Consider the following 25793-nt stretch of genomic DNA (forward strand, 5'->3'; position numbering starts at 1 on the left):
AAGGCTTTTTAAGATATGTCAACAAAACAAAATATCATAATCGTTTAAAATTGCTTGAAAAAAACGCCTTTATAAAAAAGACTTACCAAATGGCAAAATTGGAAACGGCATTTGTTCTCGGAGCGGGGCTTGGAACGCGCCTGCGCCCCCTCACGGCAGACACCCCTAAGCCTATGCTCAAAGTGAAGGGAAAGCCGCTAATCGAGCATATTTTTGAAAAGCTGACGGCGGCGGGAATAAAAAACATAATCATAAACACCCACCACGCCCCGCAAAAGTATTTGGAATATTTTGCGTCTCCATATTACGGCGGAGCAAAAATTACATTTGTAAACGAGCCTGAATTGCTCGACACGGGCGGAGGCTTAAAAAACATACTTCCGCTCTTTTGTCGCGAAAGCGGAATTTTGGTCTATAACGGCGACATTTTTTGGGAAGGCGACATTTCAAAATTCATAAGGCATTTTGAAGAAAGCAAAAAATCCGCCTCTCTTATTTTAAGAAGCGAAGGCGCAAACAAAAACGTGGCGGTAAAAAACGGCTGCGTTTCGGATATGCGTTTTGAAATCGGCGCAAGATACGATAAACTTATGCAGTTTACGGGAATTTTTGCCTGCAAAAAAGAATTTTTGGACATCGTAAAGAATACACCGCAAAAGAAGTTTTCTACAGTAAAATCCCTTCTTGAAATGATAAAGCTTTACGAAAACTCCGTCGAAGCATACGAGGACAATTCAAACTGGACAGACATAGGCACTCCGTCGGAATACGAAAAAATAAAATGAACGCTGATTTTTTGAAGTCTATTGGGTTTGAGATGCTTGGCGGTTTTGAAAAAATCCAAAAAGGGGGAAGCGCGCGCGCGTTTTTCAGATTCTCCGACAAGAATTTGGGTAGTCTCATTTTCTGCGAGTATTCGGGAGAAAAAGAAGAAAACTTTCTGTACGCCGACATCGCCGAATTTCTATCCCGAAACGGTGTGAGCGTCCCCAAAATACATTTTCACGACAAGCATAAAAGAATGCTTGTAATGCAGGACGTTGGCAAAACCGACCTGCTCGATTTCTGCAAAACCGCGGAAAAATCCGACATATCGAAATTCTACAAAAAAGCCCTTTTAAACGCCGCAATCTTACACGAAGAAGCCACAAAAGCGCACTTAAAAAATCCCGTAAAACTCATGGCGGGTTTTGACGAAAGCCTTTACGAATGGGAGAGAAATTATTTTTTTGAAAACCTGATTGAAAACCGATTAAAGCTGAACTTGGAAAGGCCTCTTGAAGAGTGGAAGAAAATCAGCCCAATACTTAAAGAACAGGCTTTGATACACCGCGATTTACAGTCGCAAAACGTGATTGTAAATGGCGAAAATGTGTTTTTCATCGATTTTCAAGGAATGCGCTTAGGCTCGTTTTGGTACGACTTGGGCTCTCTTTTGTTCGACCCATACTGCGAAAAGATGGCAGGCGAACTCCGCGAGGAGCTTGCCAATTTCTACTGCGAAACGCGTAAAATTGCTTTCGACAAAAACGCCTTTTATGCGGCGTCTTCGCAAAGGCTCATGCAGGCTCTTGGAGCGTACGCCTACCTAAGCGGCGTCAAAAACAAGCCCGAATACTTAAACTACATCGCCCCTGCGCTGAAAAATTTAAAGGAATGCGCAAGAAACGCAAATCTTGCCAAAACTTTTGAAATCGCCGAAATTGCGCAAAAAAAGCTTGAAGAAACGAAATAAAAGCCAAAACTTCCATTCCATGTCTCAAACAGTAAAAGAACGCAAAATGCGCCGCAGTTATTTTTTCATATTCTGCTACACGCTCGTGGCGATTATGGCAATAATGCAGTTTGCGCTTATCGCGTGGATGGAATTTTTCAGCTAAAGCTTTCTTATAAAAAATCCGCCCGCAAGCGCGGTAAGCGGCGCAACCAAAACCAGACCGAAAGAGCCTACTATCGTTTTTACGCACTCGGAAGCCACGTAGGGATTGTTTATGAAATCGTCGGGGCTTGTGCCCTGAGCCAAAAAAGCCATCATAAGCGTCAAATACCCACCCGCGTATGCCAGCAAAAGAGTGGTTGACATCGTGCCCACAACGCTTCTTCCCATGCGGAACCCCGCCGACACAAGCTCCTTAAAAGAAATGCTTTTGTCGCGCAAATAAACTTCCTGCATTCCAGCGGCAACGTCCATGCTTAAATCCATCACCGCCCCCGATGACGACAAGAATATCCCGCCAATAAAAAGCTCCGACAAGTTCAAATGCTCAAAGCCCGAATAAAGCAAGGCTTGCGAAAACGGCATAACCGCCCCGTTTATCGAAAATAATTTTGTAAAGACTGACGCCATCACGCAACTTGCAAAAATTCCCGCCATGGCCCCGACAAACGCAGTAAGCCCTTTGCGCGTAAATCCCGCAACCAAAAACAAAATCGCCCCCGTCAAAATAAACACTGCAAAAAGCGAAACCCATATCGCGCTGTACCCCATAAGGCAAAGCGGAACAACAAGCTTCCAAATGACAAAGCAGGCAAGCACAAACGAAACCAATGCCTTAAACCCGACAAATCCACCGAAAATCACAAGCAGCACTGCAAAGATTAAAAAGAGCCATATTGTCAAATCCTTCCTGTAATAATCCTGCGCGTTTATAACGTCAGCCTTGGGGTCTGAGCCGTTCAAAATCGAAACCCACACTACGTCCCCCTCCTTGAACATTTTGTCAAGATCCATCTGAGCGCGCAAAATGTTGCGTGCCTCAAAAATTTCCCCCTTGAAGGAACCGCCGAGAATTTCAACTTTGAGCGACTGGTAGCCCTTCTTCAAAATCCCGATTTCGTCAATCGAAGAATTGTCAACTTTAACGACCTTTGCACTGCATTTCTGCCCAAGCCCGTCTTCCACGCTTGGATATAAATCCAAAAAATACAGAAAAACACAAATTCCCGCAAAAATAATTACGGAAATAAAATCATGCGCCTTTATCTTACGCGACATCTATTTTTCCAAGACTGCCTTTAAATTTTTCGCGATGTCGGTATTGTCGAACATTCCGCTAAAAATTGATGAATTCACCCCATAAGCGGAAGTCGCGACCGGCAGGGCTGTGTGCGCGTTTGAAGTCCAAGCAATTCCCGCCTTGTTGTTGAAAATTCTAAGGGCGGAATTGGCAAGCGCGGAGGAATCGGGATTTTTTTTCAAACGCTCAAAAGCCGACTTCAATTCGTTCGTTTCAGCAGTCGAAAGACGCATTGGCTCATCTTTGGGCGCGCCAAATTTTAAAGCGAAGCTTTTTTCAATTATCGGCTTAATATCGTCAAAAACCGCTTCGGAATTTGATTTTACGAAATCTTTTATTTTGTTTTTAAAAGAGTCGTAAGAGCAACTCTGGTTTTTCAGCCTTTCGGGATAGAGCTTGTAGCCCGTGCCCGCAAAGCCAAGAGTAAGCCCGCCCGTTTCGTGGTCTCCGGTTATTACAATCAGCGTTTCATTAGGATGCTTTTTTGCAAACGCAAAGGCTTCGCCAACCGCCCTGTCAAACTCCAAGATTTCGCCAATGGTGGTTGCTACATCGTTTGCGTGGCACATCCAGTCTATTTTGCCGCCTTCTACCATCATGAAAAATCCCTTCGGGTTGTCTAAAAGCTCGATGCCCTTGCGGGTGAAGTCCGCAAGGCGAAGCCCGTCCTTTTTATCGATGAAATAAGGCATCGCCCCGCCCTTGTTTTCAACGGCTATCACCTTTTTTTGCCCCGATATTTCGGCAAAATCTTTTTCCCCCACAAAAACGGAGTAGCCTGAATTTTTCGCAAGCGAATAGATGTCGCCTTTAAAAGACTTAGCGTTTTTGTTGTCATGTTGGGCAATTCCTCCGCCCGCAAAATAATCAAAACCCGAATTTACCAAATCGAGAGCAATTTCATACTCGTTGCCCCTGTTTGAATTATGGGCGTAAAAAGCGGCGGGCGTCGCATGGGTCAAGGTGACGGAGGTTATAATTCCGACTTTTCTGCCCGACTTTTTCGCCACATACGCAGTTGATGTCAGCGGATTTCCGGTTGAATCGACGCCGATGTAATGGTTTTTGGTTTTTTCCCCGCAGGCAATGGCAGTCGCGCTCGCGGCGGAGTCTGTAATCAAAGAGTCGGCAGACTTAGTGAAAGTTATGGATTGTATGGGAAGCGAATTTATGAGCAAATCATCCCCGCCCAAACTCTTTAAGTAGTTCTGCGCAATCATGCGTTGCGGAAGGGACATTCCGTCTCCTATAAACAAAAAAACATACTTAGCCCTCTTGAGCTGCTCCGCAAACAAAACGGAAGAAGCCATCAAAAAAAGGGAGACTAAAAAAATCAAACGCTTAAACATGACAAAAAAACAATAAAGTTTGCACGGCGTTTTAAGCAAGAAAAAACAATCATTTTGCGGCAATTCCCGAAAATAAAAAATCCGCCAAAGCCCAAAACGGGCAAAATGGCGGATAAATTGCAAATCAGGAAATTATACCGAATTATTCGAGATGCTGGTTCATGTTTAAAGACGGCATTCTCTCCTTTGAAGAACATATGCTTTTGGCGGGAACGCCTGCCACGGTGGTATGCGCGGGAACGTCGCACAAGACAACGCTGCCCGCCCCTATTTTCGCGCCCATGCCTATTTCAATGTTGCCCAAAAGCTTCGCGCCCGCGCCAATCAAAACGCCAGAGCGGACTTTCGGATGCCTGTCGCCACACTCGGTGCTTGTGCCGCCCAAAGTGACCTCGTGCAAGATGGAAACATCGTCTTCGACAACGCTCGTTTCGCCCGCGACAAAGCTTGTAGCGTGGTCGAGCAATATGCCGCCCCCGAATTTAGCCGCGGGATGAATGTCAACGCCATAGATTTCAGAAGAAAGACTTTGGAAATACAAAGCGAGGTGCCTTCGCCCCGCATTCCACAAAACATGCGCCATTCGATGCACGCAAATCGCCTGAAACCCCTTGAAATACATGACGGGTTCAAGATAGCTCGAGCAGGCGGGGTCGCGGTCGTAAATTGCAACTATGTCGCGCAAAATGTTCCTGCGGACGTCCTCGTTTTTGGAGCATACATAAACAAAAATTTCCCGAACAAGGCTTTCGGGCATTGCCTTTGCGGCGAATTTGCGGGAAATTCTGCACCCTATTGCCTCAAACAAAGTGGCGCGACTTAAAATCACATCTTCAAAAAGCGAAGTCAACGCGGGTTCTTTTTCAGCAACGGATTCCGCCTCTTTGCGGATTTCGCCCCAAACCTCGTCCAATTTTTCCAAAATATCATTCATTTTATTTGTGGAAATTTGCCAAAAATAAAACGCGGACTCAACGCAAAAAAGCTCGATTTAAGCAAAATCGCGAATTTTTCCCTGAAAAACGCAAATTTTTGCCCAAACAGGCTTTAATTGTTTGACTTATTTTAACATCGCTTTTGTTTAGTATTCTTTATTTTATAAGCAAAATGAGCGAAATATCAAAAGCATACAATCCCTCGGAAGTAGAAAACAAATGGTACGCGAAATGGGTCGCGGAAGGCTGCTTTGAAGGCAGACCCGACTCCTCGAAAGAAGCGTATTCCATTGTAATCCCCCCCCCGAACGTAACGGGCGTGCTGACGATGGGACACGTTTTAAACAACACCATTCAAGATATTTTAATAAGGCGCGCCCGCCAGCTTGGCAAGTCTGCTATTTGGATTCCCGGAACGGACCACGCGGGCGTCGCAACCCAGACAAAAGTCGAAAAAGTTTTAAGGCAGGAAGGAACGTCCGCAAGAAAGCTCGGTCGCGAAAAATTCATCGAGCGCGCGAAAGACTGGCGCGACAAGCACGGTGGCATAATAATAGAGCAGCTTAAAAAACTCGGCGCAAGCTGCGACTGGTCGAGGCTTGTGCACACTCTCGACGACGACTACTCCGAAGCAGTACTTACGGCATTCGTAAAGCTTTACAAGCAGGGATACATTTACCGCGGTAAGCGCATGGTAAACTGGTGCCCCGTAAACTTGACCGCCCTCTCCGACGAGGAAGTGATAATGAAGCACGAAGCGGGCAAATTCTACAAGATGAAGTATGAAATCGCGGAAGAGCCGGGAAAGTACTTGGAAATCTGCACAACGCGCCCCGAAACCATAATGGGCGACACCGCAGTCGCAGTCAACCCCGACGATGAACGCTATGCGCACTTAATCGGCAAGCACTGCTGGCGTCCTTTCCCCCGCGCAAAAATCAAAATCATCGGCGACAAGTATGTTGACATGTCGTTCGGCACGGGCGCGCTCAAAATCACCCCCGCCCACGACCCCGCCGACTTTGAAATAGGTCAACGCCACAATCTCGAAATCATCGACATAATGAATCCCGACGCGACGATGAACGAACTCGCAGGCGAAGACTTCAAGGGCTTAAACCGCGAGGACGCCCGCAAACTCGCAGTCCAAAAATTAAAGGACTTGGGGCTTTTAATAGAAGTTCAGGACTACGAACACAACGTCGGATATTCCGAAAGGGGCGATGTTCCAATCGAGCCGCGCCTTTCAGACCAATGGTTCTTGAAGTATCCCAAAATCGAAGAAGCCAAGAAAGCGGTTGAAAGCGGGCTTATAAAATTCTGGCCCCAAAGATGGGAAAAGACCTACACTCACTGGCTCGACAACATTCGCGACTGGTGCATTTCGCGCCAAATATGGTGGGGGCACCGAATCCCCGTATGGTACAAAAAAGGCGTTGAAAAAATCGACCTTAAAAACCCGGAACACGTCTATGTGGGAGTAAATCCCCCTGCCGACAAGGAAAATTGGGTTCAAGACGAAGATTCTCTCGACACTTGGGCAAGCTCATGGCTTTGGCCTTTCGCTACAATGGGCTGGCCCGACAAAAAGGCGATGGAAGACAAGTCGCTTAAATACTTCTATCCGACAAGCGACCTTGTGACGGGGCCCGACATCATTTTCTTCTGGGTCGCGCGCATGATTATGGCGGGCTTGGAATTTATGGACGGAGACGACGCGCATAAAATCCCGTTTAAGAACGTATATTTCACGGGAATCATACGCGACATGCAGGGGCGCAAAATGTCAAAGAGCCTCGGCAATTCGCCCGACCCGCTCGAAATTATCGCAAAGTACGGAGCCGACGGGCTTCGCTTCGGCGTAATGAACTGCGCGCCGCAAGGACAGGACATTCTGTTTAGCGAAGAGCGCGTCGAGCTTGGCAGAAACTTCTGCAACAAACTTTGGAACGCCTGCCGCTTCCGCCAAATGTCGGGAGAAATCGCGGACAATTCGTCGGTTGAAAAAATCGTTTCGCGCATTGACAAGTCAAAGCTCGACTCCGACGACCTTGCGGTTTTGACAAGCCTCATAAACGCCTCCAAAGCCATCGACAAGGACTACGAAGAATACCAGTTTAACTCAATCACTCAGCGTCTCTATTCATTCTTCTGGACGGATTTCTGCGACTGGTACTTGGAAGTCTCAAAATCCCGCCTCTCCGATGAAAGCGCAAAGCAGACGGTTTTAGCAGTCCAAGACTTGTGCCTGCGCTCGCTGATTTTGATGCTCCACCCGTTCATGCCGTTCATAACGGAAGAATTGTGGCACTCCATGGGTTTTGGCAAAGACGGAGATTTCATCCAAAACGAAAATCCGCATTTTGAAGAAAAGCTTGCCTCCCTCGGTATAAAGGCTGACGAAAACGCACTTAAAACAACCGAAGGCTTGCGCGATTTCGCAACAAAAGCGCGCGCTTTGAAAGCGCAGTACAAGCTTGCAAGCAAGCGCGACGTAAAGCTTTATTTCTCGTCGGATAAAGAAAAATCGAAAATCGTGGCTGAAAACTCCGAAAAGCTGAAAAAGATTGCGGGAGCCGCCTCCATTGAAATCAAGGCGGAAGTTTCGGATTGCCCCGCGACAATCTGCGCCCTCGGCACAATCTATTTGGATTTGTCAAACTCAGTCGATGCAGCTGCCGAAAAGAAACGCCTCGGCAAGGAAAAGGAAAAGCTTGAAAGCCTTATAAAAAGCACGAACGCGCGCCTTTCAAACGAAGCTTTCGTTTCAAAAGCACCCGCGAACGTGATTGAAGGGGCAAAAAAACAGCTCGCCCAATATCAAGAAAAACTTGCGGAAATCGAAAAGCTCTTGGCAAACCTTTAAAGGCATCGTAAAAATCCGCGCAAAACAGTGCGGATTTTTTTTCGCAAACACCGCTATTTTAACAAAACAAAAATTTATGGCTCAAAAAATAAAACTATTTGCAACCGACGTTGACGGGACACTGACGGACGCTGGAATGTATTATTGCGCAAACGGCGACGAATTTAAGAAGTTCAACACGCGCGACGGAATGGGCATAAAGCTCATTCAGGCAAAAGGCGTAAAAACCGCAATCATAACTTCCGAAAATACCGAAATTGTAAGCCGCAGGGCAAAAAAGCTTGAAATCGACTATCTGTTTCAGGGCAAACGCCCCAAAATCGAAACAATTACGGAACTTTGCGGGGAAATCGGCATAAGCCTCGATGAAGTCGCCTACGTCGGGGACGACATAAACGATTTAGATCTTCTGTCCGCCGTCGGGCTTAAAGCCTGCCCCGCCGACGCCGTAAAAAAAATCGCGGAAATACCAAACATCATAAAGCTTTCCAAAAAGGGCGGCGAAGGGGCTGTCAGAGAATTTATAGAGCTGATTTTTGAGAAAGGTCTCGCATAAGGCGCAAGACAATCGAATTTGAAAACCTGCCGCATTGAGGCAGGTTTTTTTGCAAAATCCGCGACATAAAAAATATTTTCGGCCTTAAAAAATTATTGCATAATCACTTAGTAATAAATTATCGTTTTATATCATTACAAGATAATTTTGTTGAAAAAATCACAATAAGCTAAAACATAGTCATTATGAAAAAGACCAATAATGAAATGTGGGTTCGCAAAACTATTATTTTAAGTCCGCACTCTCTTGAAATCGCGCAAAAACTGGCAAACAAATGGTACGCGGGCAATCTTTCCGCCTTTATAGCCGCCCGCATTGAAATATCCCAGCAGTGCGAGCACTGCCAAATAAACAACACTTTCAAAAACCAGGTAATAAACGAGGCTCAAAAGCAAAACATATCGGTGAGATAGCCGCGCGAAACTTGGAGTAGTACAGTATTCAAAACATTATTTTTCAATCAGTTCTTTAAGGGCAAGCAAAGACTGAGCATAAATTTCATCCGCCAGAGCTTTCAAATTTGCCTGCATTTTGCCATATTCGCCCGCAGACATTTTTACGCACCGTTCCAAGGCTTCGGAATAGCTTGAAGAATCTGAATATATGACGGAGTTTTTGCCGTTAAACCCGTTTATCGGCGCGAATTTCTCCTGAATTACAACGGGCTTCAAAAAGCCGTAAACAAGCTGAAACGCCCCGCTCGTGCCGGTTGTTATGTAGCGCAAATGCGGCGCGAAATCAGGCTCGTAAGAAGTCAAAAAGAAATCCGCCTTTTCAACTTCATCATACATATCTTTAAACGGAAGCGAGCCTTTAAGCTCCACATAGGGCTTTATTTTTTCGGGCAAATTCACTGCCCCCTTCCCCACCGCGATAAGCTTCACGTTCGTTATGCCGCGGTCTATAAGCTTTTCAAACGCGCTAAGAATTATGGAACAATCCCTGCGCTTATCCTGCAACGCGCCAACGACAATGAATTTTACGATGTCTTCGCTTTTATTCGTTATGCGTACATTTCCAAAGTAATGCGGGTTTACCACAACGCTCTTTGCGCCCTTGTAGTCGGGCTTGCGCAGGGTTATGATATTTTCGTCCCAAGTTCCGCCATCGACCGCAGGCTTTATTTCGTGCTCGACAAACAGGGTTTTCTGTCCGGGGAGCTTCTTCGCAAAAAACTCGTACGCGCCGTTATAATCCCTGCCGTTCGAGAGCTTGCCGACCGTTGTCACCAAAATGCCTTTGGCGTTCGCCAAACCCTTTTTCAAAAAGAACTTCCTTGCCTTTGAACGACTGATGCTGTTTAAAATCAAATTCGGGTCTGAAAACCTGCAAAACACACCCTCTTTCAGCTTTTCGGGATTTACAATGACGGAAACCTTATAACCCAAATCAAGCAAATATTTTGCATAGCCTGGCACGACCTCGGAATGCGACTTCGAACAAGGCTCCCAGACAAAAAACGTGCCGGCATCCGAAAAAGGCTCGGACGCGCCAAAAAACAGATTTTTAAACCAGTCTAAAATTGCCATAAAAATTTCATACAAATAAAAACCCTATCCCAAAGCAAGTCAAGTTCAGGCGACACAAGACGAAGATTTTAATCAGCCGCAAAATATGTTTTTTTCGCAATGTAAAATACATAAAATCCCATAATACCAAAATATAAACTAAAAAAAGAAGACTACCCGAAAAGGCAGTCTTCCATTGATTTTCTTGCAATTTATAAAATTACTTTCTTCTGCGGTACGCCGCAAATGCGAGAGCCAAAGCTCCGAAAATTGCCGCGTATGTAGAAGGTTCAGGAATTACAGTAGCCCCTGTATAGTAAACTACGAAATCCTTGTAGCCGCTGTTTTCAAGGCTGTCTTCAACCGCAAAGGTGTAGGATTCGTTATCCAAGCCTCTGGTTATGACTTCCATCTGCTCCAAGACTTCATTATATTCAAAACTATACCAATATTCGGCAATTTTATTTTCAAGGTTGCCGTCCGCGCTTGAAATCAAAACAAAGCGTTCGTTATCGTAATTGCCCGACATTCCGGAGAAGTCAACGCTCAAAATTCCGTTGAAGGAATTTTCGATATTGTTTGTAATCTTGATTGCGGAAATACCGGTATCATCGAATTTGTATTCCAAAACGCCGCCGATGCGCTCATCAAGAGAAGTCCACGCGCCGCTCATCATTCTGAAAGTTCTTGTTTCAATGGAAGAACCGCCGCCGACAATGCGCATTATTGCAGTTCCGCTCGAAGCGATGCCGTTGCCGAATTTAAGCTCAGTAAACAAAGCGTCGTTGCCCGAACCGCGAACTTCAAAAAGTCCTGTTCCGCCCAAGTAATCCTTGCCGCCGTATTCGTGAACTTTCATTATAACGCCGCCGCCTGTGCTTGTGCGCAAAGTTGTGTTGCCCGCCATGATGAATTCGCGAACAGCAGTAGATTCGACCATCTGACCTTCCAATGCAATCGTCGTATTTGTAACGATGAGATTATTCTTCTTTTCCGCAGAATCGCTCTTGGAATAGAAGCGGTATGTGCCGGCAGTCGAATTGTTGTTGCCAAAATTGAATGTGTTTATATTTGCAGTGTTGCCGGAACCTTGCATTTCAAACAAGTACATGGCGTCGTCGCCTTGGAACAAGCCGCTAAAGTGCAAATTCTTTTGGGCTTCAAAAGTGCCGTTAGTGCCGAGCATTCTGATTGCGTAAGTACCGCCCGTATTGCCTTCATTGCCGGGATGGACGTTCATCTGTCCTTTTGAAATGAAAGAAGAGCCGTTGCCCAAAAGCTTGATGCCGACTTCGCCCGAACGCATAGCACCATTCTGGGTACTGTATCCATTGTCTGCATTAGTTGTAAGCGTTGCGCCGTCTTTTACAACATAGTAGCTAACTGCATCTCCGCCTTCAATATCCGACTGTGAGAAGCTTGCGCTGTTTAACGTTGCGTTTACCCCGTTTGAGAACACCAATTCCTGCTGACCGGAAGCATTGTTTGTCAAACGGAAATTCTTGACCGACGTAAATGTTGCAACGCCGATTTCAACCGATGCGACAGAATCGCCCTCGATTTTAGACGAATACATATTGAAGTCGGAATTTGTAAACGAAAGAGTATTCGTGCTTCCCAAGAAATCAATGTCTATTCTGCTGTTGCCGTGCGAATAAACATTCATGCCGTTTGTCTGGAATGTCGAATTTGTGGCATCGGCAGTTGAAATGTTGATTTCCGCTTCAGAAACATTTGTATGATTCCAGCCGCCCTTAACATTAAAATTGCCGCCAATTTGGAATATATTGTTGTCTCCGCTCATAATGAAGTTGGCAGTGCCGCCGAAATCCTCATTTCTTGCAACATCAAATGAACCGACTGTCTGGTACTTTGCATTGCCCTTCATCAAGAAGTTCGTATTCCAAGTGCTGTCTGCATTTGTGCGGGCAAGATTCCAAATGGTTTGACCAAAAGCGGCAAACCTTGCCATATTGTCGGCACTGTCGCCTTCCATTTCAAAGGTGAAAGAACCCATGGTGTGCTGGCTCTTTGTGCCATCCTGTGCGCCCAATATAACATTCTTTGCCGAAACTTTACCGCCGTTTGTGATTGCGAATTTAAAGAAACTTTCTTCGCTCGTTGCCCTGCCGACTTGCAAAGTGAGGTCAGCCCCTGTCATTCCGGAATTTGTAATATCGGAAGAAAAGTCGTAATAAGTTACACCGGTAGCCTTGCCGTCACCCCCCAAAGTAAGAACACCGGCACCGTTCCAAACTGAACCATTTGTAATGACAACCGAATTCTGATAATTTTGATTATCAGCTCCGGTATTCATAACGTGATTACCCCAGCCGTTGTTTGTGCCGAGATTGTTTATGTTCCAAACATTGTAAGTGGAATTATCAAAAGTGAGCGTACCCTTACCATTCATTCCCAATGGATTAACTTCTGTATTTCGATTGAGAGTCGCACCATTTTGGAATACCGCATTGACCTTGCCGACATTGTTTTGGACCGTTCCGACATTAACACTGCCGTTAACCGTACCGCCGTCCACCAAGAATGCCACAAAATCATCAGCAACAGTGTTAGAAGGACTCCACCAACGAATTGGACGATTGGCATCCATCGTCAAAACACCGTTTTTGTTCACTACAACACTCGAACGCCCCGTTATTTCCAAAAACGTATCTTTCGAGCCTGTTGCAACAAAATGCAACGTTGAAATCTGATCTCCTTCTGTATCGCCAATGACAAGCTTTGTGTCATTTTCCAAATACATCGAAGCGTCTTCGAGCATATTGACAGTCTGTCCGCCGACAATTTTAACAGTGGAAGAAGTGGAATTGTTGACATTCAAATAAAACCTGTCGCGAGGTTGCGTAGTTTCCGTTTTAGTCCATTCAATGTCCGACCAATTTATGTCGGTAGGCTCCGAAGTTTCAAACTTCCAGTCGTAAATCTGCGCAAAAGAAGGGATAGCCGCAAATGCGACAAGGGTTGATAATGAGGTTAGTATTAACTTTTTCATAAGTATTTAAATTATAAGATTTGAAATTAAGTTTAAAACCGAAAGATTTACTGTCAACACTTATTTCGTAAAAAATTTCATAACTAACTAAAAATCAACAAACCCATACCTAAAATAATAATCAAATAAAATATAAAACCCGATGCAAATAAGGAAAATTCGCTTAAAACAAAAAAAGTATGGACAAATTCTCAATATAATGTAGATTTCTCATTTTAATAATCGCGAAAACGCGATTCTGTTTTAACGCTTGAGTGGCGGAATGGTAGACGCTGCGGACTTAAAATCCGCTGACTTTAAACAGTCGTACGGGTTCAAGTCCCGTCTTAAGCATAAAAATCCCGAGGCATTGGCGTCGGGATTTTTTGCATAATACCTGTGCCCCGCCCCAACATCATTGCGATAATCCCCGTTTACACCTTGTACTTACTTCAACCGCATCAATCCGTCCACAAACTACTTTTTGGGGACTTTTCAAGCCAAAATAGGGATATTTTGCGGATTGCAAGCGAACGGCAAGCGGAGGTTGAAAAAGCCCGCAATCCCTTTATTCATCAACAAAAAAGCCCCTAAACGTTTTAATTTAGGGGCTTCAAAAACAGTGCTTTAGAAGGGACTTGAACCCTTACGCCTCGCGGCATACGAACCTGAATCGTACGTGTCTGCCAATTCCACCACTAAAGCTTGATTTAAAGACAATGAATAAAGTCTTAATGCGCCGATTAGTCAAGTTTTCTTTAAAGCAAATTGTCTTTTGCGTATTTTACCGCGTGCTCAACGTCGAAAAAAGCCCCGTCAAGCTGCGCTTCGTATGCGGCATTCAAAATATCCTTGAACTTCACGCTTGGCGTAAGACCAAGCTCTATCAAATGCCTGCCAAGGAGTATCGGCTTTGGCGCAGAATCCTTTATAGCGAGAGCTTCCGCCCTTTGCATAATCCACAAGCCCTGAGGGGAATCTTCGGGTTCGATGGGCGGGCGTCCGTTTCTATCGGCATCGTCGAGGCGCACAAGGCGGTCGATGCGCTTCACCTTACCCGCAAGTCGGCGTATTGCCCCGTCTCCCGCATTGCTGCGCCAAAGATCCAAAACAGCCATATGACGCTCCACCAAAGGGACGACTTCCTCCACAATGGACTTCTCGCGCGTAAGATGCTCCAAAAATTTGCGCGCAACTTTGCCTCCAATAATATCGTGCCCGTAGGAATGTATCGCGCCGTCGTCGCCAATCGTGGTGCATTTGGGTTTTCCCATGTCGTGGCATAGCACGGCAAGCCCAACAATCAAGTCTTCCCTATCGTCGCCTACCCGCTTTTTTGCGAAAGAATCCATGCAATGGGCGGTATGGACATAAACGTCGCCTTCGGGATGCCAGCGCGGATCTTGCGGGCAGTCCACCATATCCGCAAGTTCCCTGAAATATTTTACCCAGCCGCAATCCCGCAAGAAGAAGAGCCCCCTTGAAATTTCAACACCCTTTAAAATTAGTTTTTTCCACTCCTCAAAAATCCGCTCTTCGGGCAAATTTTCCATTTCGATTTTGGAGCATAGCTCGACAGTTTCGGGCGCGACGTCCAAGTTAAAGCGCGCCGCAAACTGCATTGCTCTTAGCACGCGCAAAGGGTCTTCCGAAAATCTTTCAGATGTGTGGCGGAGAATTTTATTCTTCAAGTCGCCCATCCCGCTGAATTCGTCTATGATATCGCCCGAAAGGATGTCGTATAAAATCGCGTTTATGGTGAAATCGCGGCGCGCGCATGCCTCTTTGGGCGTAAGAAACGGGTCGCCCACAATTTCAAACGCCTTATGCCCGATTCCCGTCTTGCGCTCGGTGCGCGGCATGCTGACATCAATGTCAAGCCCCTTTAAAATCCATACTCCAAAGCTTTTTCCGACAATTTCAAACCTGAATTTTTTCGACAAAATCCTCTCGATTTTTTCCGCTTCAAGCCCGTATATCTCGACATCAACATCCTTAGGCTCGACTCCGAGCAGCGCATCGCGCACGCATCCGCCGACGCAATACGCCCTTCCCCCCGCCGCGCAGGCTTCGCGCGCCAAAAATTCGCACGCCCTCTTAGATTTTTCATCCGCGAAAATTTTCATAAACATTAGCATGTATAAAATTAGTTGTTGACGAATTTTGCAAGTGAAAGTTTAATTAAAAAAATCAACAAATTTTGAAAAATTTATGCAAGGCAGCCAATTTTCACTAAAAGGCAAAACGATATTGATAACAGGCGCGACTTCGGGAATTGGCAAGGAGTGCGCAAGAATTTTCGCAGAGCTCGGAGCAAATGTCGTTTTGAGCGGAAGAAGCGAAGAAAAACTTAAAGCTGTTGCAAACGAACTATGTTTGGGAAACAGACCTTTGATTTGCGCCGATTTAAGCGATGAAAATTCGCTTGCAACCCTTGCGTGCGAAACTCCGCCTCTCGATGGCTTTGCGGCGTGCGCTGGCATACATTATTCGTCGCTTTTAAAATTTTCCGACGAAAATGAAATTGAAAAAATCATAAGCTTAAACTGCACGGCGCAAATAAAGCTGACACGGCATCTTTTAAGAAACAAGAAGTTCAACAAGGGGGCGTCCCTTGTCTTCATGTCTTCAACAAGCGCGTTTCTGCCACAGCCCGCAATATCGGCATACTCTGCCTCGAAAGCCGCAATGATAGCATTTACAAAAGCATTGTCGGCTGAAATTGCGCCGCGCAAATGCAGGGCAAACGCAATCTGCCCCGCGCTCGTAAAAACTCCGATGACAGAGTCCTTTTTAAACCAAAATCCCGAACTCGCAAAAATCGACGAGGCAAAATATCCCCTCGGCTACGGGAAGCCCGAATATGTGGCAAACGCCGCGGCATTCCTGCTTTCAGACGCGTCTATTTGGATTACGGGAACAAGCCTTACGGTTGACGGCGGGCTTACAGGCTCAAAGTAAATGAACATAATTGTTTGCGAAGACGATTTCGGATTGGACGTTTTTTGCTTTGCCAAAAGCGCAGGATGGAGCGTGTCGGGATTTTTAAGCCCGATAGAAATAAAAAATTTCCCGGCAGAATATTTGGGGATTATGGAAAATTACTCCCCGCAGGCGGAAGACGTGTTTTGCATTGCAATAAAAGACATAAAAAAGCGCATTGCCGCCGCCGATTTTTTGAAAAGAAAAAACGCGAAATTCGCCAAAATAATCCACCCGACCTGCGAAGTTTCGCGGCTTTCGGAAATATCGCAAGGAGTGATAATCGCCCCGTTTTGCCTTGTTTCGGCAGGGGCTGAAATCGGGGAATTTGCGATAATTGAAAGCCACTCGCAAATCGGGCATAACGCAAGCGCGGGGGCTTTTTCAAACATAGGCTCGCATTGTGATCTGACGGGATTTTGCAAAGTCGGGGACAGGTGCGACATCGCAAGCGGCTGCGCGCTCATTCCGAAAGTTAAAATCGCATCGGACGTAAAAATCAAGGCAAATTCGGCAATTATAAGCTCAAAGCGAAAGCCGGGGACATTCTGAGCGTTTTCAGCTTTCCCCGAAGTCTGATTCCTCTTGGTAAATCCGCAAATCAAACAGTGGCAAAAGCGCGATGAACATATCCATGAAATCAGCCTGAATGCGCTCAAATGCGACCCATTCGGTATTGTTCACAAAAAAGTAAAACTGAAGCGGAAGCCCTTGAGAAGTCGGTTCAAGTTCCCTTACCATATACGTCATCTGCAAATTTACGCTTGGGTTATTCCTTATCAAAAATTCGGCGTAAGCCCTGAACAGCCCGAGATTGGTAAGCGTCTTGCCCTCCGCGTCCGCGCTAAAATTTTCAGGAGTGAATTTTTCCAAGAAAGCAGATGTTTCGGATTTTTCACGCAATGACGCAAAATCTTTCGGCGAGCAAAATTTTATGCTTTGCTGGTCGATGAGAATAGAGCGCATCACACGCCTTCCGCCGGAAATTTCCATAGTGCGCCAATTTTGAAAGGAATCGCTCACCAAGGCGTAAGGCGGAACAGTGGTTATGGTGTTGTCGAAGTTGTAAACTTTCACGGCATTAAGCCCGACTTCAATAACGTTTCCGTCCGCATTGTACTTTTTGACGGTAATCCAGTCGCCAATTCTTAACATATCGTTTAGCGAAAGCTGAATTCCCGCCACAAAGCCCAAAATGGTATCCTTGAAAACCAGCATTAAAATCGCAGCCGACGCTCCCAACCCCGTGAGAAGAGAGCGCGGAGACTTGTCTATCAAAATGCCTATTATGATAATTGCCGCCACAAACACCACGACCACCTGAAATATTTGTACAAATCCCTTTACGTAATTGCCCCCGTTTGCCGCTTTCTTTTTTGAAAATATTTCATTCAGCGCGGAAAGCAGGGAGTTTAACAGGCGCACCCCCAAAACGATAATCCAAATCAGGCAAAAACGCTCGACTATGTTTGCGCCGGGCTCACCCGCGTAAAACACTGCGGGCAAAAACGCAAGGACAAGCAACGCGGGCAGAAAGCTCGCAAGCTTCCCAATCAAATTGTGGGAGGCAATGGCGTTTCTCACATAAGGATTTTTTCTCTCCAAAAATCTCTTTGCAATTTTAAAGAACACGATGCGCAAAACGCAGGCAAGGGCAAACGCCGCCGCAAAAATTAAAACGACAAATATAGCCGAAACGCAAAAATCTACTTTATCCTCGGAAATTGCCCCCAATTTTCCAGCCAAAAAATCCCTTAATTTATCCATGGTGCCCGCAAAAATTTTCCGTTAAAATCCGCAATTCAAAAAATACTTGAATAATGCCAAACAACATTTAGATTATATCGTCAGTTTTTAACACGAACTTTAATGTTAAGCCGCTTTAAGTTCAAGTTTTTTGCGCATTTTTGGCATGGGGTGCGGGGAATTACGAAGAATCGAATGCGCGCTTAAAAATTTTCCAAATATTTGCCTATGTTCCGACAAATAAAATTTGCCGCAATTTTTTTCATATGCGCCTTTCCCCTGATTTTGCAAGCGCAGGAGCTTCCCCTGCAAGCCTTTCAAACCCCTGACGGGGAATATACGAAAAACGACAATTTCAGGCTGACTTCCAGAAACAGCAAAGTCGCATGGATTGAAAAGAAGGATTCCCCCATATTTTTGCAACCTCGCGGCGGAAAATGGCCAAACACGCCGAAAGACGAAATATTTTTGGAGATGACATTTGCCGACGCCTCCTACGGCAGGCTCGAAATCCGCGCGATAAATTCTCTCGGGCAAGAAATCAAGCCTGACAAGTCCACCTACCATATTCTTTTAAATTCCCGCTCATGGAAAACCGCACACTACCGCTTTTCGGGAATAAAAAAGGACGAGATTAAAGCGTTCTCCGTAAAGCTTAGGGAATCGCACTGGTCGGAAGACCGCGCCGCTACGCCAAATCCCGTCTTGGCAATCGCAAAGGCGACCGTAAGCGGAGAAGCATTCAACAACGCCTACTTCAAATACCTTATTGCAGAATCCTGGAAATATCCCTACAAGGGCAAAACAGTAAAGCCGCCAAACAACGACACGTTGAAGGGCAAGACAATGACGGGGTACCAGGGATGGTTCAGAACTCCGAACGACGCCTATCAAGACGGATGGGTGCATTGGGGCAATGTTCCCGCGCAAAGATTTTCGGTTGACATGTGGCCGTATTTGGACGACTACCCGAAAGGAGTCTTGGAAAAAGCGCACGAAACTAAGACGTTAAGCGGAAAGCCCGCGTATTTGTTTTCGTCCGCCCGCCCCGAAGTGGTATATACCCATTTTCAATGGATGAAAAAATACAACATCGACGGCGCGTTTTTGCAAAGATTCATAGGCGGAGACTCTTGGGCAAACAATAAAAGAGAGCAATGGGTCATGGGCAATGTCCGCGAGGCGGCAAATAGAACAGGCAGAATTTGGGCGATAGAATACGACATAAGCGGATGCTCCGACGAAAATATTTTTGAAAAAATTTCAAACGACTGGAAATGGTGCATCGACGAATTCGGACTGCGCGAAGACCCGAACTACGCAAGGGTTGACGGCAAGCCCGTCGTGTTCGTCTGGGGAATGGAGCTTCGCGGAATTTCCCTTGAAGAATCAAACAGAGTCATGAATTTTCTTAAAAACGACCCGAAATACGGCGGCAACTACTTCATAGGCGGCGCATCAGGCAGATGGAAGGACAAGCCCGAATGGATAGAATCTCATTTCAAAAACCACGACGCCGTTTTGTTCTGGCTCCACCGCAGTTATGAAAGCGACATAAAAAACGTAAAGGAACTGCTCGGCGAAAATGTACTGTACTACGCCCATATCCACCCGGGGTTCTCATGGGCAAATTTAAAACATATACAATCCAATTCAGACCAAGCGTACACTCCGAGGCGAAACGGAGAGTTTGTCGAAGAGCAGATAAAAAATGCCGTTAGCGCGGGAGCTGAAATGTTCTTCATAGGAATGTTCGATGAATATGACGAAGCAACCGCCTTCATGCCGATGTCAGACGACCCTCCGAACACTCCGATAATAAAGGGCGCAAGAGTATCGTTTAACCGCTCAAAAGACGCCGAAAGAGTTCCACGCGCCTACAACAAGCCGTCTATCGAATTTACATTCGGGGAAAGCCCCGCAAAAGGAATAGAACCGACAAATTTCAGAATGCAGTGGGAAGCCTCCATAAAAATCCCCGCAGACGGGAACTATACTTTTGAAGTGGAAGCCCCCGACGGCGACGGCTACGAGTTAAAGCGCGGCAACAAACAGCTTATACGCGAAAACAACTACCAAAGCTCCATGCCTCCGCGAACAGCCACGGTGAGCCTGAAAAAAGGCTACATGTTCCCTGTCCAGATAAATTACGAACATCGAACGGGCGAAGGAAAGATGCGCTTAATGTGGTCGAGCGACAAAATAAAACGCCAGCCCGTTCCCGCTGAGGCGACATTCGACGCATGGGGCAGATTTATCACAAACGAAGACTCCACGCCATTTAGATACCTTGAAATTTGCGAGGACGCCCACGATATGATAAATCCGCAAGCCGCCTACAAAGGCAGGCAAAAAGCCCCGCGCCCGAAAAAGAAGCCAAACAAAAACGCGCGCAAACGCTGAAAAACAAAAAACGCCATAGCAAAAAGCTTTGGCGTTTGTTTTTATTAAAATTCAAAATGGTTTTTATCGGGAACAGCCTGCGCCTTGCATACCGAGTAAATTTCAGCCTTCAATTCAGGCACGCCATCTTCCGAAAGGCAGGAAATCGGAATAATTTTTATATTCGGGTGCTTCTTTTCAAATTTCTTTAAATTTTCCAAGGCGGCAGGCTCGTCCATTTTGTTTGCCGCAACCACTATCGGTCTTTCAAGCAGTTTTTCATCGTAAAGGGAAAGCTCTCTTATCAAGACCGAATAATCTTCAAGCGGGTCCCTGCCGTCCTCTCCCGCCATGTCGAGCATAATCAAAAGCATTTTGCACCTTTCAATGTGGCGCAAAAATTTATGCCCAAGCCCCTTGTTTTCAGACGCTCCGTCGATAATTCCCGGAATGTCCGCCAAAACAAGCCTGTCGTAAAATTCGGGATACTCTATAATTCCGACATTGACGTGCAAAGTCGTAAACGGATAAGAGCCGACTTTTGGACGACCGAACGTAATCAAATTCATTAAAGAAGACTTCCCCGCGTTCGGGAAACCCACCATTCCGACATCGGCAATGGTTTTAAGAACAAGCTTAAACGTGCCTTCCTCGCCCTCTGTTCCCTCCGTAAACTGCCTCGGAGCGCGGTTTGTTGATGTCTTAAAATGGGTATTGCCCAAGCCACCCTTGCCGCCGCGCAAAATCAAGATGCGCTCTCCGTGCTTTAAAACTTCCGCGGCAACCATGGAAGTTTCGGAATTTATTATTATCGTGCCAAGCGGGAAATGCACGTCTATGTCTCCGCCGTCCGCGCCCGTCTTGTTGCGTCCCATGCCTTTGCCGCCACTCTTTGCCACAATTTGCGGAGTGAAGCGGTAGGCTTCAAGGTCTGTCATATTTTCATCGCCCAAAGCGTAAATATTGCCGCCGTTGCCGCCGTCGCCGCCGTCGGGACCTCCGAACGGAATAAACTTTTCGCGCCTGAAACTCGCCGAACCGTCGCCGCCGTTGCCCGCTCTCATGTAAATTTCTGCCTCGTCTATAAACATACAAGACAGAGTGGATTTGCTTAAAAAGTTTTCAAGCAAATTATTTTCTATTTGCCGAATTGAGACCAGTCGCCCGAATAATAGGCTTTTTTCAGCTTTTCAGCCTTTTCGGTTTCGCCTCTTAAAACAAGCATGCTTCTTAAATCGCGGTAAATATAAAATTGAAGCCACCAGCCGTTTGAATATTTTTCGCGGATTGAGTTTGCCGCCGCAAGCTTCGCGTACCAAGAAGTGTCAAGCCCGCTTTTTTGCGCGATTAAAAGAAGCTCCTGCGCGTTTTCCCACATGCGGTTTGCCATTTCCGCGCCAAGCTTCAAATAGTCGGCGTATGAGAATTTTGAAATGTCGATTTTTTCGCAGATATCGGAAATTCCAAGCTCCGCCAAACTCACGGTTTCCTCAAAAACCTTGTCGCCGTCCAAGTCGTATTTTACCGTGTCGAAAAATCCGTTTTTGTCGGAATCCTCATAGAGGATTGTTGCAAACTTTTTGGGGTCCTTGTTTTGAAAGGTCCTGTTAAAGCCCTGGAAATACTCGGCGTCCTGGTCTATGCGCCAAGCTCCCCACTCAGCCCCCGCCAAGTGAAGCTTTCCGTCGAATTTTGCGATGTACAAAAATCCGCCGCCGTCGCCATTTAAATCCCACTCTCCCCTGTCGCCCGAAGGGTCTGACTGCACGTTGTCGTCAAGCCCGCCTTTGTTTGTACCGACTTTAAACACGTCCAAAGGCTTGTAAAACTCCACGCGCTCCCACCTTGAACAGTCGTCGTCCTCGTCATATACAAACCAGAACTTAGACCACTTTGCGTCTTTTGAGTACATCAGCTCCTTAACCTGCCTGTGGTCGGGATAAACAAGCTCTTGCAAATTTCTTATTCTCGGGTCGGGGAAAAACTTGTCCGCCTCTTCCATTCCCCTCATCGCCTTTAAATTTTTTATGCGCTGTACGCAGTCGGTATATTTAAAACCGTCGCCAATATAGCATATGGAAAAGTCGAAATCAAATTCGTTGCCGGGGGCGTTGTCATTATCCAAATCAACCGCAAGCGAAAGCCAGTCGCAATTGCCGCCAAGCTGCGAATATTCCTTGGTGTTAGGCTTCGCGCCCTCTTTTCCCGTCTTTTTGAATGGAACCATAACCCTGATTGCCATTTCGCTTAAATTGTCAAAATCCTCGTCATAAAACAAAAACGGATTTTCCCAGTTTAGGCGCAAATCCCGCATTTTGTCGGTCGAAGTATGGTTTTTCAAAAACGCCTTTTGCCCGCCGTAGCCCAAATAAAAGTTTGAAAGCCCCGATTTTTTCCATGCGTTTATTTTGAAATTTTGCCAGTCGATGCAGTTGAAAACGCCATCATGCTGAGTGTCTATAACCCACATGTAATGACCGTTTGGCCAAACCAAATCAGTGGGTTCAAGAGGATATTCCGCGACAAGCTGAAGGTCGGCCTTCATATCGCCGTCTTCGTCGAGCCACTTTACGATAAAGTCGTAAACGCCGTCATTGTTTCTATCGACAAGAAGGCATGAGTTCACTGCGGGCAAGGCAAAATCCCCTTTATTTATGCCGTTTTTCCCATCGTCAAGCCAAAGCATCGGAATGCCCTTTGAAGAGACGGTCTTAATGGCGTCAAAAACTCCGTCGCCGTTTAAATCCCAATACTCGACATCTTCCAACGAGCTTGGAAGCGGAGGGCGTACGGTGTTTATCTGCAAACCGACATTCCAATAGTCTTCTTTTGCAAACGCAAACGCCGCCAAAAACAAAAAAATCGAACTTGTGAAAAAGGCTTTCATCGAAAGAGAAAATTAACAAGCCCCCGCCGTTCTTCAAGAAAAAATCCCATTAAAATTTTCTCGAAAAAATTTTCCCTTCAAGTAGAGTATGATTAAATTTTCACAATGGATATTGGCGGCGAAGAAATTTTCATAATAAGCGGACCGACCGCTTCGGGAAAAACGGCGAAAGCGATAGAGCTTGCAAAAGCTGTCGATGCCGAAATCATTTCCTGCGACAGCGTGCAAGTTTACGAATTTATGGACATAGGCTCTGCAAAGCCGTCCGCAAAAGAGCGCGCCGAAATTCCGCACCACTTGATAGACGTATGCCATCCGTCGCGGCAATTCAGCGTCGGCGAATATGTGGCTCTTTCAAAACACGCGCTGGAAAAAATCCTAAAAAACAAAAAAAGGGTAATCGTTGCCGGGGGAAGCGGATTTTATTTGAAAGCTTGGTTTTCTCCCGTGACGGACGAAATTGAAATTCCAAAATCCGTAAAGGACGAATGCCAAAAGCTGTTTGATTTGGGCGGAAGCGAAGCACTCAAAGAGAAACTGCTATCCCTCGACCCCGAAGCCGCCGACTCCATAGACATTCAAAATCCGCGCAGAATACGCCCCGCGCTCGAAAGAGTTTTGGCGACATCTCTCACCCTCAAAGAACTGCGCAGAAAATTCGAGAGCCTGCCTTGCCCGATGGGCAACTTCAAAATCAATTTCAAAAGCACCGACATGCCCGATGAAGAGCTTTTTAAAAGGGTAAAAACACGCGCCGAAAAAATGATTGAAGACGGGCTTATAGAAGAAACAAAAAAATTGATGTCTATCGGGATTGAAAAAAATCCGTCGGCTGCAATGGCGATAGGATACCGCGAAACAATGGAAGCCATAAGGCAAAACGACTTTTCAAACCTCGCCGAAAAAATATTTTTATCGACAAAAAAACTGATAAAAAAACAGCGCAAATTCCTAAAAACGCAGATAAGGCTTTAAGATAACCTAAGCCCCGCGCTTTCCAATATTCCCGTCCGCAAAAAATTCACGAAGTCGTACTGGTTAGTTTCAATTTCACGGGTAAAAACTTCGCCGCCCGAATAGGAATCAAGGGCGAAAACCAAAAGCCCGTCAACAACTTCCCTTGTTTTTTTTCCTCCCGAAATTTCCTGCTGAACTATCGAAGACGGATTTGCCTGCAACACCCTCGCGCAAAATTTTATTTTCAACTTCGCCCTGCCCCATTCAAGGGAATAAGCGGAAGCATCGTCATAAAAGACATCGCCCGCGGCAAACGAAAAGCATGTGCCACGCGTCGCCCCCTTCAAAGTGAGCGCAATGTCCAAGCTTTCCATAAAAGCGTCGGAAAGTTTGAAAAACCAACCTTGCGCGAAGCCGCCCTCAAAAAATTTTTCGACTCCGCCTTCTATGCTTTTTCTTAAAGCCGCCCTCATGCCCGCATAAAACAACGGGTGCCCGAATTTCTCGGACACCCGCAAGCCTTAAAAATTAAAGACCCAAAATTTCTTTTGCGGAATTGCTTTCGTCAAGCAACTCTTTGTTTGTTGCGTCAATCTTCGCGCGGGAAAATTCGTTGATGTCCAAGCCTTCAACGACATGCCAAGTCTTGCCGTCTTCAGTGCGGACGGGAAGGGAAGTTATGATTCCCTTGGGCGTTCCGTATTCTCCGTTCGAGCAGACACCGACGCTGAACCATTCGCCTTTCGGGGTCGGAGTTGAAAGCGCGTAAACAGTGTCGATTGCCGCGTTTGCAGCGGAAGCCGCCGAAGACGCACCGCGCGCGGCGATGACTGCAGCACCGCGCTTTTGCACGGTCGGGATAAAGTCGTTTTCAAGCCAGTCCTTATCGTTTACGACTTCAACCGCGGGCTTTCCGTTTATCGTGGCATTGTATGCGTCGGGATACTGTGTTGAAGAGTGGTTGCCCCAAATTACGACATTCTTGACGTCGCGGCTCAATACGCCGGTCTTGTTTGCAAGCTGGTATGTAGCGCGGTGTTGGTCGAGCATCGTCATTGCAAACCAGCGGTCTGCGGGGATTGACGGAGCGGACTGTTTTGCAATCCAGCAGTTTGTGTTGCAGGGATTGCCTACAACAAAAATGCGCACGTCTTTTGCGGCATATTGTTCGATTGCCTTGCCCTGCCCCGTGAAAATGCCGCCGTTGATTTTCAAGAGGTCGGATCTTTCCATACCCGCCTTGCGCGGCATGGAGCCTACGAGAATTGCCCAGTTTACATCCTTGAAGCCCTCCGCCAAATCGGAAGTGCAAACGATTTTTTCAAGAAGCGGAAAAGCGCAGTCGTCAAGCTCCATTTTCACGCCTTCAAGCTTGTCCATCGCAGGGGCAATGTCTATAAGATTGAGCTCGACAGGCTGGTCAGCCCCGAACAAATCGCCTTTTGCGATGCGAAACACCATTGAATAACCAATATTGCCGGCGGCGCCGGTAACTGCTACTTTTATTGCTTTTTTCATAATAGTCCTTAAAAAAAATTGTATTCTTAAAGTTTATGAATTTGCCCAAACTTTGCAAAACAAAATTTAAAAAACTCCTTTCAACCTTAAAATCTCTT

Annotated in this window: 21 protein-coding genes and 2 tRNA genes; 11 read left to right on the forward strand and 12 right to left on the reverse strand. The window is 46.1% G+C overall.

Annotated features, from left to right (window positions below):
* Positions 1-89: 89 nt before the first annotated feature.
* Genes MOX91_RS06265 through MOX91_RS06275 form a run of 3 tightly spaced genes read left to right on the forward strand, consistent with a single transcriptional unit; the run spans position 90 to position 1880 of the window.
* Positions 90-785 (forward strand): nucleotidyltransferase family protein, encoded by a 696-nt coding sequence (locus MOX91_RS06265; protein WP_370397225.1) that lies wholly within the window; start codon positions 90-92, stop codon positions 783-785.
* A complete protein-coding gene (locus MOX91_RS06270; RefSeq protein ID WP_370397226.1) occupies positions 782-1735 on the forward strand; it encodes a phosphotransferase in 954 nt (317 codons plus the stop codon). The genes MOX91_RS06265 and MOX91_RS06270 overlap by 4 nt, the downstream gene beginning before the upstream one ends.
* Positions 1736-1754: 19 nt before the next feature.
* Positions 1755-1880, forward strand: a complete 126-nt coding sequence (locus MOX91_RS06275; RefSeq protein ID WP_370397227.1) for a hypothetical protein — start codon at positions 1755-1757, stop codon at positions 1878-1880.
* On the opposite strand, the gene MOX91_RS06280 is transcribed toward MOX91_RS06275, so the two are convergent.
* The 3 genes from MOX91_RS06280 to cysE all read right to left on the reverse strand — a co-directional run bounded on the left by MOX91_RS06280 (position 1877) and on the right by cysE (position 5300).
* The gene (locus MOX91_RS06280) at positions 1877-2995 is read right to left on the reverse strand and encodes a YibE/F family protein (RefSeq protein WP_370397228.1); all 1119 of its coding nucleotides are present in this window, start codon (positions 2993-2995) and stop codon (positions 1877-1879) included. The genes MOX91_RS06275 and MOX91_RS06280 overlap by 4 nt on opposite strands.
* Positions 2996-4366 carry an alkaline phosphatase gene (locus MOX91_RS06285; protein ID WP_370397229.1) on the reverse strand — a complete coding sequence of 457 codons (1371 nt, stop codon included), beginning with the start codon at positions 4364-4366 and terminating at the stop codon, positions 2996-2998.
* A gap of 142 nt (positions 4367-4508) precedes the next feature.
* Positions 4509-5300 carry a serine O-acetyltransferase gene (gene cysE, locus MOX91_RS06290; RefSeq protein WP_370397230.1) on the reverse strand — a complete coding sequence of 264 codons (792 nt, stop codon included), beginning with the start codon at positions 5298-5300 and terminating at the stop codon, positions 4509-4511.
* Between the two features lie 173 nt (positions 5301-5473).
* On the opposite strand from cysE, the gene MOX91_RS06295 reads away from it, so the two are divergent.
* The 3 genes from MOX91_RS06295 (at position 5474) to MOX91_RS06305 (ending at position 9136) form a co-directional block, all read left to right on the forward strand.
* Complete coding sequence (locus tag MOX91_RS06295) at positions 5474-8167, forward strand: valine--tRNA ligase (protein ID WP_370397231.1); 2694 nt, start codon at positions 5474-5476, stop codon at positions 8165-8167.
* 76 nt (positions 8168-8243) lie between these two features.
* The gene (locus tag MOX91_RS06300) at positions 8244-8723 is read left to right on the forward strand and encodes a 3-deoxy-D-glycero-D-galacto-nonulopyranosonate 9-phosphatase (protein WP_370397232.1); all 480 of its coding nucleotides are present in this window, start codon (positions 8244-8246) and stop codon (positions 8721-8723) included.
* 185 nt (positions 8724-8908) lie between these two features.
* Positions 8909-9136: a hypothetical protein gene (locus tag MOX91_RS06305; RefSeq protein ID WP_370397233.1), complete on the forward strand. Its 228-nt coding sequence runs from the start codon at positions 8909-8911 to the stop codon at positions 9134-9136.
* Positions 9137-9172: 36 nt separating this feature from the next.
* On the opposite strand, the gene MOX91_RS06310 is transcribed toward MOX91_RS06305, so the two are convergent.
* Positions 9173-10252: a hypothetical protein gene (locus MOX91_RS06310; protein ID WP_370397234.1), complete on the reverse strand. Its 1080-nt coding sequence runs from the start codon at positions 10250-10252 to the stop codon at positions 9173-9175.
* A 199-nt stretch (positions 10253-10451) separates the two neighbouring features.
* Positions 10452-13244, reverse strand: a complete 2793-nt coding sequence (locus MOX91_RS06315) for a PEP-CTERM sorting domain-containing protein (protein ID WP_370397235.1) — start codon at positions 13242-13244, stop codon at positions 10452-10454.
* A gap of 248 nt (positions 13245-13492) precedes the next feature.
* On the opposite strand from MOX91_RS06315, the gene MOX91_RS06320 reads away from it, so the two are divergent.
* Positions 13493-13577 (forward strand) — tRNA-Leu (locus MOX91_RS06320).
* Between the two features lie 269 nt (positions 13578-13846).
* On the opposite strand, the gene MOX91_RS06325 is transcribed toward MOX91_RS06320, so the two are convergent.
* Positions 13847-13928: transfer RNA gene (locus MOX91_RS06325), tRNA-Leu, on the reverse strand.
* Positions 13929-13981: 53 nt separating this feature from the next.
* Entirely contained in the window at positions 13982-15349 is a 1368-nt protein-coding gene (locus tag MOX91_RS06330; protein WP_370397236.1) for a CCA tRNA nucleotidyltransferase, read from the reverse strand.
* Between the two features lie 85 nt (positions 15350-15434).
* Here MOX91_RS06330 and MOX91_RS06335 point away from each other — a divergent pair, with 85 nt between their 5' ends.
* Both MOX91_RS06335 and MOX91_RS06340 read left to right on the forward strand, forming a co-directional pair.
* On the forward strand, positions 15435-16184 hold the full coding sequence (locus MOX91_RS06335; RefSeq protein WP_370397237.1) for an SDR family NAD(P)-dependent oxidoreductase: 750 nt from the start codon (positions 15435-15437) through the stop codon (positions 16182-16184).
* Positions 16185-16757: an LbetaH domain-containing protein gene (locus tag MOX91_RS06340; RefSeq protein ID WP_370397238.1), complete on the forward strand. Its 573-nt coding sequence runs from the start codon at positions 16185-16187 to the stop codon at positions 16755-16757. It begins immediately after the preceding gene.
* Between the two features lie 6 nt (positions 16758-16763).
* Here the strand turns inward: MOX91_RS06340 and MOX91_RS06345 are convergent, their stop codons facing one another.
* Positions 16764-17972, reverse strand: coding sequence for a mechanosensitive ion channel family protein (locus MOX91_RS06345; RefSeq protein WP_370397239.1), 1209 nt, complete (start codon positions 17970-17972; stop codon positions 16764-16766).
* Positions 17973-18179: 207 nt separating this feature from the next.
* Between MOX91_RS06345 and MOX91_RS06350 the strand changes: the two genes are divergently transcribed.
* The gene (locus tag MOX91_RS06350) at positions 18180-20354 is read left to right on the forward strand and encodes a PA14 domain-containing protein (RefSeq protein ID WP_370397240.1); all 2175 of its coding nucleotides are present in this window, start codon (positions 18180-18182) and stop codon (positions 20352-20354) included.
* A gap of 44 nt (positions 20355-20398) precedes the next feature.
* On the opposite strand, the gene obgE is transcribed toward MOX91_RS06350, so the two are convergent.
* A complete protein-coding gene (gene obgE, locus MOX91_RS06355) occupies positions 20399-21424 on the reverse strand; it encodes a GTPase ObgE (protein WP_370397241.1) in 1026 nt (341 codons plus the stop codon).
* 47 nt (positions 21425-21471) lie between these two features.
* Positions 21472-23220 carry a hypothetical protein gene (locus MOX91_RS06360; RefSeq protein ID WP_370397242.1) on the reverse strand — a complete coding sequence of 583 codons (1749 nt, stop codon included), beginning with the start codon at positions 23218-23220 and terminating at the stop codon, positions 21472-21474.
* 105 nt (positions 23221-23325) lie between these two features.
* Between MOX91_RS06360 and miaA the strand changes: the two genes are divergently transcribed.
* Complete coding sequence (gene miaA, locus MOX91_RS06365; RefSeq protein WP_370397243.1) at positions 23326-24195, forward strand: tRNA (adenosine(37)-N6)-dimethylallyltransferase MiaA; 870 nt, start codon at positions 23326-23328, stop codon at positions 24193-24195.
* Here the strand turns inward: miaA and MOX91_RS06370 are convergent.
* Together MOX91_RS06370 and MOX91_RS06375 are read right to left on the reverse strand one after the other, a co-directional pair.
* Positions 24192-24689: a hypothetical protein gene (locus MOX91_RS06370; RefSeq protein WP_370397244.1), complete on the reverse strand. Its 498-nt coding sequence runs from the start codon at positions 24687-24689 to the stop codon at positions 24192-24194. The two genes, miaA and MOX91_RS06370, sit on opposite strands and share 4 nt — an antisense overlap.
* Positions 24690-24705: 16 nt before the next feature.
* Positions 24706-25695, reverse strand: coding sequence for a malate dehydrogenase (locus MOX91_RS06375; protein ID WP_370397245.1), 990 nt, complete (start codon positions 25693-25695; stop codon positions 24706-24708).
* Between the last annotated feature and the right edge of the window lie 98 nt (positions 25696-25793).

This window comes from Intestinicryptomonas porci, assembly GCF_033971905.1.
GTDB classification, from domain to species: Bacteria; Verrucomicrobiota; Verrucomicrobiia; order Opitutales; family Intestinicryptomonadaceae; genus Intestinicryptomonas; species Intestinicryptomonas porci.